19 protein-coding genes and 1 tRNA gene are annotated in these 15,779 nt (G+C 55.4%); 16 read left to right on the top strand and 4 right to left on the bottom strand.

All coding sequences use genetic code 11. From position 1 onward, the window contains the following. The coding region (locus K5905_RS09990) for a type I restriction-modification system subunit M N-terminal domain-containing protein (protein ID WP_297583132.1) at positions 1–301 on the bottom strand (301 nt) is incomplete at its 3' end. A gap of 152 nt (positions 302–453) precedes the next feature. Between K5905_RS09990 and K5905_RS09985 the strand changes: the two genes are divergently transcribed. From K5905_RS09985 to K5905_RS09970, 4 genes are all read left to right on the top strand, one after another. After that, entirely contained in the window at positions 454–948 is a 495-nt protein-coding gene (locus K5905_RS09985) for a hypothetical protein (protein ID WP_297583130.1), read from the top strand. A gap of 34 nt (positions 949–982) precedes the next feature. Further along, positions 983–1,915, top strand: coding sequence for a restriction endonuclease (locus tag K5905_RS09980; RefSeq protein ID WP_297583128.1), 933 nt, complete (start codon positions 983–985; stop codon positions 1,913–1,915). A 447-nt stretch (positions 1,916–2,362) separates the two neighbouring features. After that, complete coding sequence (locus K5905_RS09975; RefSeq protein ID WP_297583126.1) at positions 2,363–2,860, top strand: hypothetical protein; 498 nt, start codon at positions 2,363–2,365, stop codon at positions 2,858–2,860. Positions 2,861–2,959: 99 nt separating this feature from the next. Next, a complete protein-coding gene (locus K5905_RS09970) occupies positions 2,960–3,517 on the top strand; it encodes a recombinase family protein (protein WP_297583123.1) in 558 nt (185 codons plus the stop codon). Positions 3,518–4,084: 567 nt separating this feature from the next. Here K5905_RS09970 and K5905_RS09965 read toward each other — a convergent pair. Both K5905_RS09965 and K5905_RS09960 read right to left on the bottom strand, forming a co-directional pair. Further along, a complete protein-coding gene (locus K5905_RS09965) occupies positions 4,085–5,692 on the bottom strand; it encodes a DUF6538 domain-containing protein (protein WP_297583120.1) in 1,608 nt (535 codons plus the stop codon). Positions 5,693–5,783: 91 nt separating this feature from the next. Next, positions 5,784–5,858: transfer RNA gene (locus K5905_RS09960), tRNA-Thr, on the bottom strand. A 440-nt stretch (positions 5,859–6,298) separates the two neighbouring features. Here K5905_RS09960 and K5905_RS09955 point away from each other — a divergent pair. After that, positions 6,299–6,478 (top strand): hypothetical protein, encoded by a 180-nt coding sequence (locus tag K5905_RS09955; RefSeq protein WP_297583117.1) that lies wholly within the window; start codon positions 6,299–6,301, stop codon positions 6,476–6,478. A 179-nt stretch (positions 6,479–6,657) separates the two neighbouring features. Next, a complete protein-coding gene (gene murA / locus K5905_RS09950) occupies positions 6,658–7,947 on the top strand; it encodes a UDP-N-acetylglucosamine 1-carboxyvinyltransferase (RefSeq protein WP_297583115.1) in 1,290 nt (429 codons plus the stop codon). Positions 7,948–7,984: 37 nt separating this feature from the next. On the opposite strand, the gene K5905_RS09945 is transcribed toward murA, so the two are convergent. Then, positions 7,985–8,461: a DUF3124 domain-containing protein gene (locus tag K5905_RS09945; RefSeq protein WP_297583112.1), complete on the bottom strand. Its 477-nt coding sequence runs from the start codon at positions 8,459–8,461 to the stop codon at positions 7,985–7,987. A gap of 155 nt (positions 8,462–8,616) precedes the next feature. Here K5905_RS09945 and K5905_RS09940 point away from each other — a divergent pair, with 155 nt between their 5' ends. From K5905_RS09940 to K5905_RS09895, 10 genes are all read left to right on the top strand, one after another. Next, positions 8,617–8,829 carry a hypothetical protein gene (locus K5905_RS09940; protein WP_297583110.1) on the top strand — a complete coding sequence of 71 codons (213 nt, stop codon included), beginning with the start codon at positions 8,617–8,619 and terminating at the stop codon, positions 8,827–8,829. 238 nt (positions 8,830–9,067) lie between these two features. After that, positions 9,068–9,505 (top strand): DUF2948 family protein, encoded by a 438-nt coding sequence (locus K5905_RS09935; protein WP_297583108.1) that lies wholly within the window; start codon positions 9,068–9,070, stop codon positions 9,503–9,505. Positions 9,506–9,548: 43 nt separating this feature from the next. Beyond that, the gene (gene hisD, locus K5905_RS09930) at positions 9,549–10,856 is read left to right on the top strand and encodes a histidinol dehydrogenase (RefSeq protein ID WP_297583106.1); all 1,308 of its coding nucleotides are present in this window, start codon (positions 9,549–9,551) and stop codon (positions 10,854–10,856) included. A 24-nt stretch (positions 10,857–10,880) separates the two neighbouring features. Further along, positions 10,881–11,384: a UPF0262 family protein gene (locus K5905_RS09925; protein ID WP_297583104.1), complete on the top strand. Its 504-nt coding sequence runs from the start codon at positions 10,881–10,883 to the stop codon at positions 11,382–11,384. Between the two features lie 5 nt (positions 11,385–11,389). After that, on the top strand, positions 11,390–11,842 hold the full coding sequence (locus K5905_RS09920) for a low molecular weight phosphatase family protein (protein ID WP_297583101.1): 453 nt from the start codon (positions 11,390–11,392) through the stop codon (positions 11,840–11,842). Between the two features lie 25 nt (positions 11,843–11,867). Then, on the top strand, positions 11,868–12,449 hold the full coding sequence (locus tag K5905_RS09915; RefSeq protein WP_297583098.1) for a GNAT family protein: 582 nt from the start codon (positions 11,868–11,870) through the stop codon (positions 12,447–12,449). Between the two features lie 139 nt (positions 12,450–12,588). After that, positions 12,589–12,807 (top strand): translation initiation factor IF-1, encoded by a 219-nt coding sequence (gene infA, locus K5905_RS09910; RefSeq protein ID WP_006939340.1) that lies wholly within the window; start codon positions 12,589–12,591, stop codon positions 12,805–12,807. 39 nt (positions 12,808–12,846) lie between these two features. Further along, positions 12,847–13,473, top strand: a complete 627-nt coding sequence (locus K5905_RS09905; RefSeq protein ID WP_297583094.1) for a Maf-like protein — start codon at positions 12,847–12,849, stop codon at positions 13,471–13,473. A 51-nt stretch (positions 13,474–13,524) separates the two neighbouring features. Beyond that, positions 13,525–13,746, top strand: coding sequence for a DNA gyrase inhibitor YacG (yacG, locus tag K5905_RS09900; protein WP_297583091.1), 222 nt, complete (start codon positions 13,525–13,527; stop codon positions 13,744–13,746). A gap of 386 nt (positions 13,747–14,132) precedes the next feature. Continuing rightward, entirely contained in the window at positions 14,133–15,728 is a 1,596-nt protein-coding gene (locus tag K5905_RS09895; RefSeq protein WP_297583089.1) for a bifunctional UDP-sugar hydrolase/5'-nucleotidase, read from the top strand. Positions 15,729–15,779 lie beyond the last annotated feature (51 nt).

Genomic DNA, 15,779 nt, shown 5'->3' with positions numbered 1-15,779 from the left:
GGTCGATCCGTTCGCCGTTCCCGGCCTTGTGGCGCTGGGCGTGAAGGGTGTCGAAGCTGGCCCCCTCGGGCAGCACGAACTGCTCGTCCTTCATCATCGCCGCGATCAGCTCGGGATGGTCGCCATGCTCCCGCCTGTAACTCTCATAGTGGTCCTTCCAGACATCCGAGATGTATTTCAGGAAGAGCATGGTCAGGACATAGTCCTTGTAGATCGACGGATCGACCACGCCCCGGAAGGTGTCACACGCCGCCCACGCGGCCTTGTTGATCTGATCCTGAGAAACTCTTTCGGCGGACATATGATTCCCGATGGTTGTATGAAATTGGGGTGACGTTAGCCGGGCGAGTGATGGAGGGGAAGGGGGCACCACGTCCGTATGGACAAGTGGGCATTTCTTCTTGTAGTTATGTTTTAAAATGTTGCTAGCAGGAATTGTGTAGGGAACTCAATGTGTCGGATTTCACTGTTGCTGAAGGTGATAAGGAACAAGCTGAGTGGGAGCTCCAGATTGCAAAGTCCCGTTTCGAGCAGCTGTTCATAGCGATGTTCAGAGCCGTAACTCGGGGCGAGAACTCCTATGACGCTACCCAAGCTCTTTTCAGCTTCGTGGAACACGCAAAAGAGACAAAAGTCCCCGTCGCAAAAGTCGTCGATGAAGCGACCAAATCGCTATACGAGCGGGCGTTTGGAACAGAGCGAAAGATGGCATACGAGAGCGAGCAGCAAGAGATTGTGCACGATGCGCTCTTGGTCGCCGCAGAGTATTTCTCAACGGACAATATGGCGCGTGCGCGTCTTTCAAAGCGCCAACAGGGGTTAGATCAGAGCATAGAAGCGCATATTCACGGCAAAGAGCGTCGTTCCAGGGAACACGGTCACAGCTACATCAAGAGACTGTTGAAAGAAGCGGATCTCCTGTCTGAAGCGAAAGGCCGCGAGAAATAGATCGCTAGGATTTTTTCACATAGAATGAGTGTCCATGCCCATCCCAGACTACCAATCTCTGATGCTTCCTGTGCTTCGCTACGCCGCTGAGAGCGAGCAGCGAGTGCCCGATCTAGCGGACAGGATCGCCAATGATTTAGGGCTGTCGGAGGAAGCGCGGGAGGAGCTGCTTCCCAGCGGCCGTCAACGGGTGCTGCACAACAGGGTCCACTGGGCGAAGTTCTACATGAGCAAGGCTGGCTTGATCGACAGCCCCGCACGTGGCCGCTTCATTGCCTCCGAGGCTGGCAGGCGGTTTCTCGTGAGCAACCCGGAGCGTCTGGACACCCGAACACTGATGCAGATACCTGAGTTTGTCGAGTTCTGTGAGAGCAGCAAGTCGGGAAGCGGCGGTAGTAGTCAGGACGCCGTGAACCAACAAGAAGGGGAGGGAAGTTCCGCCACGCCGGAGGAACAGATCGAGCAGGCTTACCGGTCGCTCAACGCCGCCCTCAGGGCCGACCTTCTGGATCGCATCCGGGAGAACTCACCGATCTTCTTCGAGAAGCTCATCGTCGAGCTTCTGGTCGCCATGGGCTACGGCGGCTCTCACAAGAACGCAGCCGAACAGCTCGGACGGTCTGGCGACGGCGGTGTTGACGGTGTCATCAACGAGGATCGGCTCGGGCTCGACAGGATCTATGTCCAGGCCAAGCGGTACGCTGAAGGGAACTCCATCGGTCGCCCTGAGGTGCAGGGCTTCGTGGGCTCGCTGGTCGGGCTGGGAGCGACCAAAGGCGTCTTCGTGACCACCTCAGGCTTTTCAAGGGGAGCCGTGGAGTATGCTCGCAATCTGCCCCAGAGAGTCATCCTGATCGACGGCAACAGGCTTGCCGACTTGATGATCGAACACGGTGTCGGCACCCGCTCACAGCAGACCCTCCAGATCCAGCGTCTGGACGAGGACTTCTTCACCGAGGATGGGTGAGGGGTCGGATTGTTTTCGGTGCAAATTTCTGAGGGGGCAATCGGAGTAGTGGCTCAAGCGGGTTCCCCCGTGGGGTCACACACTGTTCGGAGGATTGGGTGCGAAGGCTACTGATCAAAGGCAAAGAAGGCCACTTCAGGTTCATTGGCTATGAGCTGAAGGACAACGCTGATGGGTCTTTGATAATTCAGCTGAACAGGCGGGCTCGAGGCGAGGAGCAAACTGTTTGGAGTTCAGACGCTCAGAGTACTCCGGAGGTCGTCAGTCACAGCCAAAAACGACTCCGACTTAGTTACCATACAACCGGTAGACTGAATTATCACGGTGCTGGCCCAGGGGCTCTTTTTTGTGAGCCGATCTATGCATTGTCGAAACCCCAGTGGCTTTTTTGTGTCTCAGTTCCCAACATCAATGCTCTAGATCCAGCCGATCCGCCTCGTGATACAGATGAAGTCATCGAGGCTCTCGATAAGCTTGTTATTGGTACCGGATGGGTTCCAGTTTCATGTTCCTCCGGCCGCTTTGATTGCGTTTCAAAATCTGTTTGGTATCGCAGTGGTGTTCGAAGAGGCCGCGCTTCCTATCCCTGATGGTCTTGAGAGACATGTAGTTCGTTGTTTTCCGAAACAGGGTCCCTTTGAAAACCAGCAGCGTCGTCAAGATCAGGCATTGATTGAGTTCCACCAAAAGCTCCAGGGAGTTCAAAATCTGATTTGCTTCTGGAATGCCAACACAGGCATTTACCGGATAGTCTTTAGTGTCCCGATGAGGGCGGCGCCAAAGCTGAACGTCACGTTCCGCGACAAATCAATATGGGCGGAACTCTTGCCGCCTACCAAGGCAGTAACGCAAACTGCGGAGCTTAGGTTCAAGGCTGTTGGAAAGAGCGGGGTTTTGAAGACACCACAAGCAATTGAGTCAATCACACTCGATGCTGAGCTGTAAGTTTCTGTCTTGCAAACTATAGGTTCTGAGACCGACTCTTGACGTGTCTCTTTTCATGTCTCATAAGTATGTTCTCGTTTCATCTAAGGAGATTTGAGAATGGCTTTGGTGGGGTATGCCCGTGTGTCCACACTTGGACAGTCCCTGGACGTCCAGAAAGAGAAGCTTTCAGCAGCCGATGTCGATAAGCTGTTTGAAGAGAAGAAGTCCGGTGTCGACGCCAACCGCCCAGCGCTGAAGCAGTGCCTTGAGTATCTGCGTGAAGGGGACAGCATGGTGATCTCCCGGATCGACCGTCTGGCCCGCAGCGCCGAGGATCTCCTCAGGATCGTCCGTGAGCTCGAAGACAAAGGTGTGACCCTTCGAGTGCTCGATCAGTCCATCGACACCAGGGACGCTGCAGGGAAGGCCTTTCTGGGCATGTTGGCAGTCTTCGCCGAGTTTGAGACCAACATTCGCAAGGAGCGGCAGATGGACGGCATCGCCAAGGCGAAGGCCAAGGGCACCAAGTTTGGCCGTAAGCCTGCACTCACTCCTGATGTGATCGCTTCCATCAGGACAATGCGTGAGCAGGAGGATTACACCGTGCCTCAGATCATGTCCAAGACGGGATTGTCGAAGGCGACGGTCTACAGGGCTCTCTCCGAACAGGAATGACTCTCAGGAGTCCAGGGAAGCCACTGAGGGGCGTTTGGAGTCTCGCGGGTAGGGTGGCATCGATTACCCATTGATCGCTCTCCATGACCTTTAAAGGAGACATTCCTCAAACAACGTTGGCGCTAAATCGGGCAAAGAAACGGGCAGAGGTAACTGTCTCTGAGAATTTCCAAATGTTCTGCCCAAATTCGGTTGCAGGATTGGTATCGGGAAGATTGATTAAGTATATGAAAATAAATAACTTTTAAAAAGTTCCGTATAAGCAGGGCGCCCCCCCTTTGAGATATAACTTATAGTGTAGCTTTAAGTACTGCTTTGGGCTTCATGCTCAAAGTGCATCGTTAGGCAGCGGATTGCGTCTCTTGAAGTGGGGGGTGTTGATGATGATAGTCATCACCCCTTGTTGAGATGAAACCTTGGGACAGCGGTTGGCTAAGGTTGCACACCACAGATAACAGTTGTTTTTAATGATGAGAACGACAGCCAAAGATCTCGGCCAACTTGCCATCTAATGCCAGCAGGCTAGGAGTGTTCGCTCTCGGTGTCTCCGTCGGTCTGTTGAGGCGGTCAAACGAAATATCGGGGCAGCTTGGACACTTCGCGGAACAGCGTTTCCTCCTCATTGTCGCCGTAGAAGTCGCCGATGTTCGCTGCAGCGTGACCGGTGATGCGGTTCTGGTATTTCACCTCGATGCCAGCGGCATCCGCGACGGTCTTGAAGCGGTGACGCCAAGCGTGGTTTGGCTTAATGCGTTGATCATCTATACCGATGCCCGCTCTGACCCACTTTGCAAGATTGTCCCGCGTGACGCCCCAAGGCTCCTCTTGTCGGGTCTTCCGTGTGTAGAATAGTGGTCCCTCAGGCTTCGACTGTACGGCTTTCACAAAGCCCTGTGCAACCAGATGAGGGTGAAGAGGAACGACTCGGACTTCCTTGTCCTTGACGGCTCCAGCTTCAGGTGTGATCCGGATGCAGTGCATGCCGTTCTTCGTGTAGACGTCCTGTTTCCTAAGCTGCGCCATTTCACCCATTCGTGCCCCGGAGTACGCACAGAGCCACGGAAGCCACCTTCGGGCAAAGCGTGTGTGCACGGCCATGTGCCTGGGGTCTGTTTCAGCCGCCAGCGCAGCTTTCAGGATCGTTTCGGCTTCCTCCTTGGTGAAACCCTGAGGACGTGCCAGTATCCGCTTTTGAGAAGGGGCCTTTACGCCATCGACGGGGTTCGCGGAGATTATCAGGTTGTCTACGCCGATTGCGAACACCGAGTTGAGTGCTGCTCGATTGGTCTTCTTGAAAGTGTTGGGAGATACCCTGCCACTGTCAATGAGCTCGTTCCGCCAGCGAACCACGTCAGGGCGAGTGACATTTTCTGCATTGTCGTGACCGAGGAAGGCGATGAACTGATCGATGACAGGCTCCCAACGCCTGACTGAAGACGGTGCGCCGCCCAGCGATTTATGTTGTTTTTTCCAAAGCTCGAACAAATGGCCGATGGAGACGTAGGCGGTTGGTTCGTCCGGATGCGCTATGGGAGACGTCCAGGCTGGGAATCTGGCTGCGTTTGCGTCTTCGGAATAATCGCCCTCCGCGTTGCGTTCGAGCTTGTCGGCGGCTCGGTCACCGGCCTCTCTTAGAGCCTTTAGAAGCCTAAAGCGGCTATCCTGATCGATCTCAAGGCCTTCCTGCGCAAGGAACAGATCGAGGAATGGTCCAAAGCGTTTTTCCAGGGCCTCTGCAGTGGCTTTGAATTTCGCCTTGTTGCCGATCAAAAGCCGACCGTATGGACCGCCACTGGCTGCAACAGCATTGGCTGCCTTCACTTGCTGCCATCTTTCCGGGCCGCCCGGGTCATTCTCAAGGCCGTCGGCGAACATTCGATAGAAGCGACCAGCAAGGGCGTAGACCTGCTTATTGGTGAGCTTGACGGGGCCATTGCGGAGCCCTTCCCAGATCACTTGTAGGTCTGTTTCTGCGATCCGGAAACGCTCTTTGGCTTCAGTCCAGTCCTTGGTTTGGAGTGAAACTTTGACGGCATCTCCAATTCTGACTTTGGCCTTCTGAGAGCCGACAGTCAGCATGACGGTACTGCCCTTGGCTTTCTCGCGAAGGTCGCTCGGAGTTCGTATTCTAAGATAGTAGACGCCGGTGATGGGGTGCTTAGTAGGACGGGGCATAGGAAGGGCCATGTGTACCAGCCTTGTGTACAAGTCGGCTGGCGAATACCCAATCAATACCAAAGAGTTACGTGAAATCAAGGTGTTAATATGGTGCTGCCGGAGAGATTTGAACTCTCGACCTCTCCCTTACCAAGGGAGTGCTCTACCCCTGAGCTACGGCAGCATCTGGTGGGCAAAGTGCCTGATTTGGCGGGCCCGGTGCCCAGGAAACGGCGGTGTTGACCGTCTGCTTCAGGGCGCAAATGCTGGTGCCGATCAGCGATGCTGACCGGATTGAGGGGGCTTTTGCCACAAGAGTGGGGTGGACGCAAGCGGTGATTTGGATTTTTTTCGCAAGCCGAATCCATCCGGTTGGAGCTGGCCTTCCAGACACTGCAGTCACTCGCGAAACTGGGGCAAAAGCTGTCTTTTATCCAGCCTGTGGATATCGGGGTGTGGAAGAAATCGGCAGCAGGCGGCAAGGTGCTCGCGTTCGTGATTTCGGTACATTCAGGCCTGCCATCGAAAAGGGAGTTTTCGGGAGGCTTCTTTTTACAACAGGCTTTGCTCTGGGATGGCAATCTTGCTAGACAGGGATCGCGAAACACTGATTGATGAACGCAGATGAGCGAAAAAGATCAACAAGAGCAAACCGTTGAGCATGGGCGGGAAAAATCACCAGGTTTGAAGGACAAGCCGCTTTCCAAGGAGAAAGGGCCGTCCCGGGAAGACCGGTTGGCGGAAGCGCTGCGGGCCAATTTGCGCCGGCGCAAGAGCGCCGCCAAAACCCGCAAGGACGCGTGACTTCAAGGTAATGGAAACCAGCCGCAAAGGTGCTTGCCTTGAGAATGCCCGATTGTAAGCATTTGCCTGCCTTGCATGGGCCACAAGGAGCGTGTAGATCGCTCGGTTGATGTGAGTATTTGCTTGGAAGGTCGCGAAGTCCCGCGGCTGCTAATCGGATTACGGGTTCGGGGTTTCATATGGACAGCATTAAAGTCGTCGGCGGTGCGGAGCTGAATGGAGTTATCCCGATTTCCGGGGCCAAGAATGCAACATTGCCGCTGATGATCGCGTCGCTTCTGACAGACGAAACGCTGACGTTGTCCAATGTACCGCGCTTGCGCGATGTCGCCCAGTTGATGCAGATCCTTTCCAACCATGGCGTCGATTATTCGGTGAATGGCAAGAGAAATGGTCAGGACGAACTCGCCGGCCAGACCCTTAATCTGACGGCCCGAGAAATTGTCGATACCACGGCGCCTTACGAGCTTGTCTCCAAGATGCGCGCAAGCTTCTGGGTCATCGGACCGCTCGTGGCGCGGATGCGCGAGGCGCGGGTTTCCCTGCCGGGTGGGTGCGCCATTGGCACGCGCCCGGTCGATTTTTTCATCGATGGACTGGCGGCGCTCGGCGCGGATATTGAAATCGAAGGCGGTTATGTTGTCGTCAAGGCTCCAGGCGGCCTGAAAGGCGCTCGGGTCGAGTTCCCGAAAGTCTCCGTTGGTGCCACCCACACGGTCATGATGGCGGCGACCCTCGCGGACGGCGAAACCGAACTGGTCAACTCGGCGCGTGAGCCCGAAGTTGTCGATCTGGCAAAATGCCTGAAAGCCATGGGCGCGAAGATCGAGGGCGAAGGCACATCGACGATCCGTATCCAGGGCGTGCCACGTCTGCACGGCGCCCATCATGCGGTGGTTCCGGACCGGATTGAAACCGGGACATATGCCATGGCGGTCGCCATGACCGGCGGTGACGTGCTTTTGCAGGGCGCACGTGCCGATCTTCTGGAAACAGCGCTTGAAACCTTGCGTCAGAGCGGATCTGAGATCACTCAGACTGCGGACGGCATCAAGGTCTACCGAAATGGCAACGGCATTCAGCCTGTGGACGTGACAACGGAACCGTTCCCCGGTTTTCCGACGGACCTTCAGGCGCAATTCATGGCACTGATGACTATGGCCGGCGGCTCCAGCCGGATCACCGAGACCATTTTTGAAAATCGTTTCATGCATGTGCAGGAGCTGGCTCGTCTCGGTGCACAGATCCATGTGGATGGCCGCACGGCAACCGTTGACGGGGTAGGGACCTTGCGCGGTGCACCGGTAATGGCGACCGATCTCCGGGCATCCGTGTCGCTGGTTATTGCGGGACTGGCAGCCGAAGGCGAGACCACGGTCAACCGGGTCTATCACCTTGATCGCGGATTTGAGCGGCTCGAAGACAAGCTGACCCGTTGCGGCGCACAGATCGAACGCATCTCGGGTTAGGCAGCAGACAAGCGGTTGGGCCGAATTACGGCAACCGCTAATTCGGCAAGTGACGTTCTATGACCCGGCCGCGTGTTGTGAAGGACGGGCCCGGACCTCCGCTGCCGCTGGTCATGATGGTTTCCGCGATTGGGCTCAAAGCGGGATTTGACGCTTTCCACTCGACAAGAAAATTTGAACCGACACCACCGGTCGTATCGTTGATGGGGATCAGCACGGTTTTCGATTGCAGGGGGGTGAGGTCGACAGGTCCTTCCAGAATGGCCCGCAGCAGCTTGCCGTCTTCATCGTGATAATCAACCCGCGTGAGCGTGATTGTCGTCTTCGGATCGACATTGTGAACTGCCAGCGTCGCGGCGAGCAGATCCGACCGGTTCGGGTAAGAAAATATCCTCGAATAGGCCGGTACATAAATGGTCTCTCCGATGACCCTTTCGGTATAGTCCTGCGAAACGGCAGGAGCTGTTGCCAATCCGGTCAATAGTATTGCAATTAAGACGAGTTGCTTGCGCATGGATTGTCCTGATGTTTGCAATTGAATTCGCCACGTTTTCGAAACCTTCGCAAAATGCGTGGAGTGATTGCAAGCAGAACCGGCAGAAGGTTGAACCCGAGCGCAGACTGGCCAACTGTGAAACTTCGCGGAGGCAGTGCAAAAGGAAGGTTTGGATGGGTGCGCAGACAATTCGATTTCTGATCCAGATTGCCTTTGCGCTCGCCGGCATGCTGGCAGTGGTCTATCTGCCTGAACCTTATGGACCTTCACTCGGGCTGTTTCTTTTGGTTTTCGGGCTATGGCTGGGGCGCCGGGTGTTCAAACGTGTGGCGAGCCTTGATGAAGTGAAACAGGATTTGCGCGAGCGCGTAGACGACGGACCGTAATGCCGTTTTTTCAAACCGCTCCCGGGTTCTGAATGTGGTCGCGGCGAGAAACTGAGCGTGTATTTGGACGATCTTCAGAGAGATAGATGGTCTTAACGCGGTGATAGATGCGCTTTGACTGCATTCGACGTTGCCAAATGCCGCGTTCCGTTTTAGGTCATCAGCCTTGGGAGACGGGTAGACCCGACTTATATGCAGTCTGCCGAACAACGACTAACCGGACCAGAATTCGACCATTATGGATCAGCTGAAACTTGCCGCCCTTGACCAGGAAGACCTGCAGGTTCTTTCCGCCCACCTGCAGGATGCCGTTTTGACGGTTGCGGATATCCGCTTTCTGCCCAAAGAGAAAAAGGCGGTTTTTGTCATGAACCGTTTTGTCTGGGACAAGGAAGCCGACAAACGCAGCAAAGAGCATGAACGCCGCCGGTCTGCGCTTGCCTTTGCCGGAGTAACCGGAATGAAGGCGCAGAACATTCGCCAGGATGCGAAAGGGGTCGTCCTGGAACTGCTCGCCGTGACATTTGAGCCGGGTGAAGATCCCGCCGGCCGGATCGAGTTGGCTTTTGCCGGTGGCGCCAGCCTTGCGCTGGATGTGGAATGCATCGAGGCACAACTCTCCGATCTTGGAGCCGCCTGGTCGACACCGAACCTGCCGCAACACGATCTAAGCTAAGCGCGAATTTTGAACGAAATGACGGTGCTCGGCACCGGAACCGATGGAGAGTTGCGTGGTTTTACGTCTGACTGACTCGGACACGGATTTTGAAGACAGTTTTCGGGACCTTTTGGCCAGCAAGCGGGAAGCGTCTGAAGATGTGGATCATACCGTCCGGGACATCCTTCACAAGGTTCAGGTCGAAGGCGACAAGGCGGTTCTTGAGTACACGGCGAAATTCGACCGGGTCGATGCCGAGAGCATGGACGAACTGAAGGTTTCGCCGGAAGAAATTGAAACCGCGATAAAAGGAATTCCGGCCGAAACTCTCGATGCGCTGCAATTGGCGCATGACCGTATTCTTTCTCATCATGCCCGGCAGATGCCGAAGGACGACCGCTATACCGATCCGCTGGGTGTTGAACTTGGTTCACTTTGGACCGCGATTGAGGCTGTCGGCGTCTACGTTCCCGGCGGCCTTGCCAATTATCCAAGTTCTGTATTGATGAATGTGATTCCGGCCAAGGTTGCCGGCGTTGAGCGTATTGTCATGGTGGTGCCAAGCCCCAATGGCGTTCTGAACCCCTTGGTTCTTGCTGCCGCAAAAGTGGCGGGTGTCAGCGAGATTTACAGGATCGGTGGCGCGCAGGCGGTTGCCGCACTGGCCTACGGCACCGAAACAATTGCTCCGGTCGCCAAGATTGTCGGTCCGGGCAATGCCTATGTGGCCGCCGCCAAGCGCCGGGTGTTCGGCACGGTCGGCATCGACATGATCGCGGGACCGTCTGAAGTTCTGATTGTTGCAGATAGCGGAAACAATCCGGATTGGATTGCGGCAGATCTGCTGGCTCAGGCCGAACACGATACGGCGGCACAGTCGATCCTGATCACGGACAGCGCGGATCTTGCCGATCAGGTGGAGCGTGCGGTTGAAGCCCAGCTCAAGACCTTGCCCCGGGAGGAAGTGGCGCGGGCCAGTTGGCAGGATTTCGGCGCAATTGTTCTGGTCGACGATCTGGATGCTGCTATGCCGTTGGCAAACCGAATTGCGCCCGAACACCTGGAACTGGCGGTCGTCGATCCGGAAATGCTGTTAAAAAAAGTCCGCAATGCCGGGGCTGTGTTTCTCGGGCATTACACACCCGAGGCAATCGGCGACTACGTTGGCGGGTCGAACCATGTGCTGCCGACCGCTCGCTCAGCCCGGTTCTCGTCAGGACTTTCCGTTCTGGAATTTGTCAAACGAACGTCGATTTTGAAATGTAATGCGGAAAATTTGCGGGCGCTCGGTCCGGCCGCTATCACTCTAGGTGAATCAGAGGGGTTGTCGGCTCACGCGCGCTCTGTTTCCATCAGGCTGAATATGTAACGGTCACGAAGAGGCTTCGACGGCATGAGCGACCCGCAACCAGATACCGATCCGCAGGCAACCGGTGGCAGGCTGGTCGATGTTGTATTGGATGAAGACTCGATTGCGCGCTCGACACCTGAAGTGGAGCACGACCGTGCGGTCGCAATTTACGACCTGATTGAGGAAAACAGTTTCCAGCCGGTCGGTCATCCAGTCGCCAAGTTCGTTTTGAACCTCGCGGTTGTCGAAAAGAAACTGGTTCTTCGGATCAAGGCGGAGGATGAAACGGATGTCGTCACCCATGTCCTGTCACTTTCGCCGCTCAGAAAAATCGTCAAGGACTATGACCTGATCTGCGAAAGCTATTACGAGGCGATCAGGCATGCGACGCCAAGCCAGATCGAGGCAATCGATATGGGCCGTCGTGGTGTGCATAATGAAGGATCGGCCATCCTGATGGAGCGCTTGGAGGGCAAAATCAACGTGGATATGCAGACAGCAAGGCGACTGTTCACGCTCGTCTATGCCTTGCACTGGAAGGGCTGAGTGGAATGACCGGGCCGGGCCTTCGTCCGACTGCGGTTCTTTTTGCCTGCGGAATGAATTCCGTACGCTCGCCCATGGCTGAAGCTTTGACAGAAAAACTGTTTCCCAACCAGATTTATGTTCGTTCCGCCGGTGTCCGGTCCGGCAAGATCGATCCCTTTGTCGACGCCGTTATGGCCGAAATCGGCGTGGACATGAGCAAGCACAATCCAAAAACCTTTGAAGATCTTGAAGAATCCGGCTTTGATCTGGTGATTACGCTGGCTCCGGAGGCGCACCACAAGGCGCTGGATATGACACGCACGGATGCAGTGGACGTCGAATATTGGCCAACTCTTGACCCGACCCTTGCGACCGGGAGCCGTGAGCAAATTCTGAACGAGTACCGTGCGGTCAGGGATCAACTGATGATGCGTATCAAGAAACGACTTGATTGGACACCTGCAGCCAGTCTTTGAGTAAGCGGTGGTAAGAGATTATCAAATGCCAGAACTCAGCTATCCGTTTGAAACCGAAAGATTGTTGCTGCGTCCGATCGAGGAAACCGATGCGCCTGCGATTCACGCTTATCAATCACGGCCGGAAGTGGCGGAATACCAGTTTTGGGATCCGAGAGGTCTCGCAACTGTCCGTGAAAAGACTTTGGAATGGCAAGGAATGCGCCAGGTCACGGGAGAGGGGGAATTGGCGCTTGCCGTGACCTTGAAAACGACTGGAGAACTGATCGGAGACGTCTTCTTCAAGATAACGGATGCATTGGCCCGGCAAGGCACGGTCGGCTATACCTTGAACCCGGACTTTCAGTGCAAGGGCTATGCAACCGAAGCGGCGCGTGCGCTGCTCAACTTGGGCTTCGGCCAGTTCGGTCTGCACAGGGTGTTTGCAAGATGCGATGCGCGCAATGTTCCCTCCTGGCGTCTGATGGAACGGCTCGGCATGCGCCGTGAGGCGCATTTCAAGGAGCATGCGCTGTTCAAAGGTGGCTGGGATGAGGAGTTCTACTACGCAATTTTACAGCGCGAATGGTGCCCGAAGACGGCTGGTTCTCCCGGTTCAAGGCAGTGAACTGGATTTCTTTCCGAAATTTAAGGCGTCTGCGACAGTTTTCTTTGATTTGCAGTGGAAAGAAAGGTTCACATTCCAACCCTAATCCGTTAGTTTCCCCGGCACCCGCGGGCTAGGCTCGCTTCATTCAGGATATCAAATGGCCAAAGAAGAAGCTCTGGAGTTTCCGGGCGTCGTAACAGAACTGTTGCCGAATGCGACGTTTCGCGTAAAACTTGAAAACGATCACGAAATCATCGCCCACACTGCCGGGCGTATGCGCAAGAACCGGATCCGCGTTTTGGCGGGCGACAAGGTTCTTGTTGAGATGACCCCATACGATCTCACCAAGGGGCGGATCACCTACCGCTTCAAGTAAGCGGTTTCTAGGTGTCTACGCTGCAAGGCCTGCGCTTTCATGACGAATGAACCTCAGTTGATTCTGGCTTCCGCTTCGCCGCGCCGCCTTGCGCTGCTGCAGCAGATCGGGCTGGAGCCAGATCACCTTATGCCCGCCGATATCGATGAGTCTGCGAAGAAGCACGAGACACCGCGGGGCCTTGCGCTTCGTCTTGCCCGCGCAAAGGCGGAGGCCGTCCGGCAGGCTGCCGATGCGTCGGAAGACTTGAGGGACGGTATTGTGCTGGCTGCCGATACCGTTGTCGCGGTCGGCCGCCGTGCGCTGCCGAAAGCAGAACTCACCGATCAGGCATTGATGTGCCTTTCGCTTCTGTCCGGACGTGGGCATCGCGTTTTTACGGGCGTGGCCGTTGCCGAACCAAACGGCAAGATACGATCAAAGCTTGTGGAGACCCGTGTCAGGTTCAAGCGTCTGTCGCGAAAGGATATGGACGATTATATCGCTTCCGGCGAATGGCGCGGCAAGGCCGGCGGGTATGCTATACAAGGATTGGCCGGCAGCTTTGTCGTCAAACTGGTTGGATCCTATCCGGCAGTTGTCGGATTGCCTCTGGTGGAAACGGCCAATCTGCTGATGGCCGCCGGGTATCCGGTCCATCAGGGTTGGGCGACCGCGGCTGCTTAGTCGTTTGTCCGATAACAATATTGGCTGTTAAAGGGCAAGCTGTGGCAAAGCATGAATCGAGGGAGGTCCGTGGTGACTGACCGTCAAAACGTAAAACCGCTGCGGCCTATGCGACCCTGTCCGATATGCAACAAATTGTCGACGCAGGAGGATTATCCCTTCTGCTCGGACCGCTGTGCGAAAATCGACCTCAATCGTTGGTTTTCGGAAGGCTACACCATTCCTGTTGTCGAAACAGACGACATTGATGAGAGCAATTTACCCGACGAATGATCGGGTTGGTGTGGCCTGTTTCTTCGGACAAAACACCCAAAAGTATAGAAAAAACCCTGAAACCGGCGTGAATGCGCCGGTGCAGGCGCGTGCCTTCAAAACGCCTTCCTGCAGGAAGGACATGACGCGACGGTATTGAGTGCAAAAATATTTACCCAGCAAAATTTTTTTCAAAAACCGGCCCTGCAACTCTTGCGACTGTCACAAAACTGCACCAAGATCTGCCTATACCGGCGATCCCGGTTCCACGAAATCCGGTTGTGTCCGGATCGGCTGATACTTTGTGTTGGTATGTGGGGCAGGGGTTAAAACACGTCGGGGAGTCCGGGGGCACGTGTTTTGACCTCGGTCTGACAATAACAACCTATCCGAAGGGCGAGGCTCCGATGAAGAAACATTTTCTGAGCGCAGCGGTGCTTTCAATGAGCACGGCGCTGTCGACTGCAGCATATGCAGATTATTCGCTGACAATTTTGCACACAAACGACTTCCACAGCCGCATTGAGCCGATCAACAAATATGATTCTACCTGTAAGGCGGAAGACAACGCAGAAGGTAAATGTTTCGGTGGTACAGCGCGTCTTGATACTGTGATCAAAGATCGCCGTGCTGCCAGCAACAACTCCATTCTGGTCGACGGCGGTGACCAGTTCCAAGGCACGTTGTTTTACACCTACTACAAAGGCAAGGCTGCGGCCGAGTTCATGAACAAGCTCGGTTATGATGCAATGACCGTGGGCAACCATGAGTTTGACGACGGCCCGGAAGTCCTTCGTGGGTTCATGGATGCGGTTGATTTTCCGGTACTTATGTCCAATGCGGACGTGTCCAAGGAACCGCAACTTGCGGACGTTCTGAAGCCGTCCATTGTGATCGAGCGTGGTGGGGAGAAGATCGGTCTGATCGGTTTGACACCGGAAGATACGGACGAACTGGCTAGCCCGGGACCGAATGTTACCTTTTCCGATCCGGTGGAAGCGGTGACCAAAGAGGCGCAGAAGCTTGCTGCGGAGGGGGTCAACAAGATCGTTGTCCTGAGCCATTCCGGTTACGCAGTCGACAAGGAAGTCGCCGCCAAAGCGCCCGGCATTGACGTCATCGTTGGCGGACACTCGAATACCTATCTCTCCAACACGTCTGACAAGGCCGAAGGGCCTTATCCGACCATGGTTGACGGCCCTGACGGCACGCCGACGGCGGTGATTCAGGCTTATGCATATGGCAAGTTTCTTGGCGAGCTGAACGTCACCTTTGACGACAATGGCGTGATCACCGAAGCCACAGGCGAACCAATTATCGTGGACGGCCAGATCGTTGAAAACGAGGAACTGGTCTCCCGCATCAAGGAACTGGCTGAACCGCTCGATGAAATCCGTCAGGAAGTTGTCGCGCAGGCGAATGCACCGATCGGAGCCGACCGTGAGGTTTGCCGGGCTCAGGTCTGCGAAATGGGTGTGCTCGTAGCAGATGCGATGCTCGACCGCGTGAAAGCTCAGGGTGTACAGATCGCTATCCAGAATGGTGGTGGTTTACGCGCATCAATTGACGCCGGTGAAATCACCAAGGGCGAAGTTCTGACGGTCCTGCCGTTTCAGAACACGCTGTCGACATTTGAGTTGAAAGGCGCAGATGTGGTTGCCGCACTGGAAAACGGTGTCAGCCAGGTGGAAGAAGGAAAGGGCCGGTTCCCGCAAGTGGCTGGATTGAAGTATAGCTTCGACAAATCCAAGCCGGCAGGCGAACGCGTTTCTGACGTGATGGTGCAAGATGGCGATAGCTTTGCACCAATCGATCCGGAAAAGGTCTATGGTGTGGTCTCCAACAACTACATGCGCGGTGGTGGTGACGGCTACGACATTTTCGAAACCAACGGCATGAATGCCTATGATTTCGGTCCCGATCTTGCCGATGTCGTGTCGGAATATCTTGCTGCTCAAAACGGCTATACAGCCTACACAGACGATCGCATCTCGGTGAAGTAACGACCGTCGATCCGTGGGTCAGTTTGAAGAAGCGGGGGGGCGTGGGGGGGG

The organism is Roseibium sp., assembly GCF_025698965.1.
Classification (GTDB): domain Bacteria; phylum Pseudomonadota; class Alphaproteobacteria; order Rhizobiales; family Stappiaceae; genus Roseibium.
This window is presented reverse-complemented; position numbering and strand designations above follow the sequence as displayed.

Excerpts from the sequence above, each read along its gene's own strand:
- K5905_RS09980 (WP_297583128.1), top strand. The coding sequence starts at position 983 with ATGCCCATCCCAGACTACCAATCTCTGATGCTTCCTGTGCTTCGCTAC.
- K5905_RS09975 (WP_297583126.1), top strand. The coding sequence starts at position 2,363 with ATGAAGTCATCGAGGCTCTCGATAAGCTTGTTATTGGTACCGGATGGG.
- K5905_RS09970 (WP_297583123.1), top strand. The coding sequence starts at position 2,960 with ATGGCTTTGGTGGGGTATGCCCGTGTGTCCACACTTGGACAGTCCCTG.
- K5905_RS09965 (WP_297583120.1), bottom strand. The coding sequence starts at position 5,692 with ATGCCCCGTCCTACTAAGCACCCCATCACCGGCGTCTACTATCTTAGA.
- K5905_RS09955 (WP_297583117.1), top strand. The coding sequence starts at position 6,299 with ATGAGCGAAAAAGATCAACAAGAGCAAACCGTTGAGCATGGGCGGGAA.
- murA (WP_297583115.1), top strand. The coding sequence starts at position 6,658 with ATGGACAGCATTAAAGTCGTCGGCGGTGCGGAGCTGAATGGAGTTATC.
- K5905_RS09945 (WP_297583112.1), bottom strand. The coding sequence starts at position 8,461 with ATGCGCAAGCAACTCGTCTTAATTGCAATACTATTGACCGGATTGGCA.
- K5905_RS09940 (WP_297583110.1), top strand. The coding sequence starts at position 8,617 with ATGGGTGCGCAGACAATTCGATTTCTGATCCAGATTGCCTTTGCGCTC.
- K5905_RS09935 (WP_297583108.1), top strand. The coding sequence starts at position 9,068 with ATGGATCAGCTGAAACTTGCCGCCCTTGACCAGGAAGACCTGCAGGTT.
- hisD (WP_297583106.1), top strand. The coding sequence starts at position 9,549 with ATGGAGAGTTGCGTGGTTTTACGTCTGACTGACTCGGACACGGATTTT.
- K5905_RS09925 (WP_297583104.1), top strand. The coding sequence starts at position 10,881 with ATGAGCGACCCGCAACCAGATACCGATCCGCAGGCAACCGGTGGCAGG.
- K5905_RS09920 (WP_297583101.1), top strand. The coding sequence starts at position 11,390 with ATGACCGGGCCGGGCCTTCGTCCGACTGCGGTTCTTTTTGCCTGCGGA.
- K5905_RS09915 (WP_297583098.1), top strand. The coding sequence starts at position 11,868 with ATGCCAGAACTCAGCTATCCGTTTGAAACCGAAAGATTGTTGCTGCGT.
- infA (WP_006939340.1), top strand. The coding sequence starts at position 12,589 with ATGGCCAAAGAAGAAGCTCTGGAGTTTCCGGGCGTCGTAACAGAACTG.
- K5905_RS09905 (WP_297583094.1), top strand. The coding sequence starts at position 12,847 with ATGACGAATGAACCTCAGTTGATTCTGGCTTCCGCTTCGCCGCGCCGC.
- yacG (WP_297583091.1), top strand. The coding sequence starts at position 13,525 with ATGAATCGAGGGAGGTCCGTGGTGACTGACCGTCAAAACGTAAAACCG.
- K5905_RS09895 (WP_297583089.1), top strand. The coding sequence starts at position 14,133 with ATGAAGAAACATTTTCTGAGCGCAGCGGTGCTTTCAATGAGCACGGCG.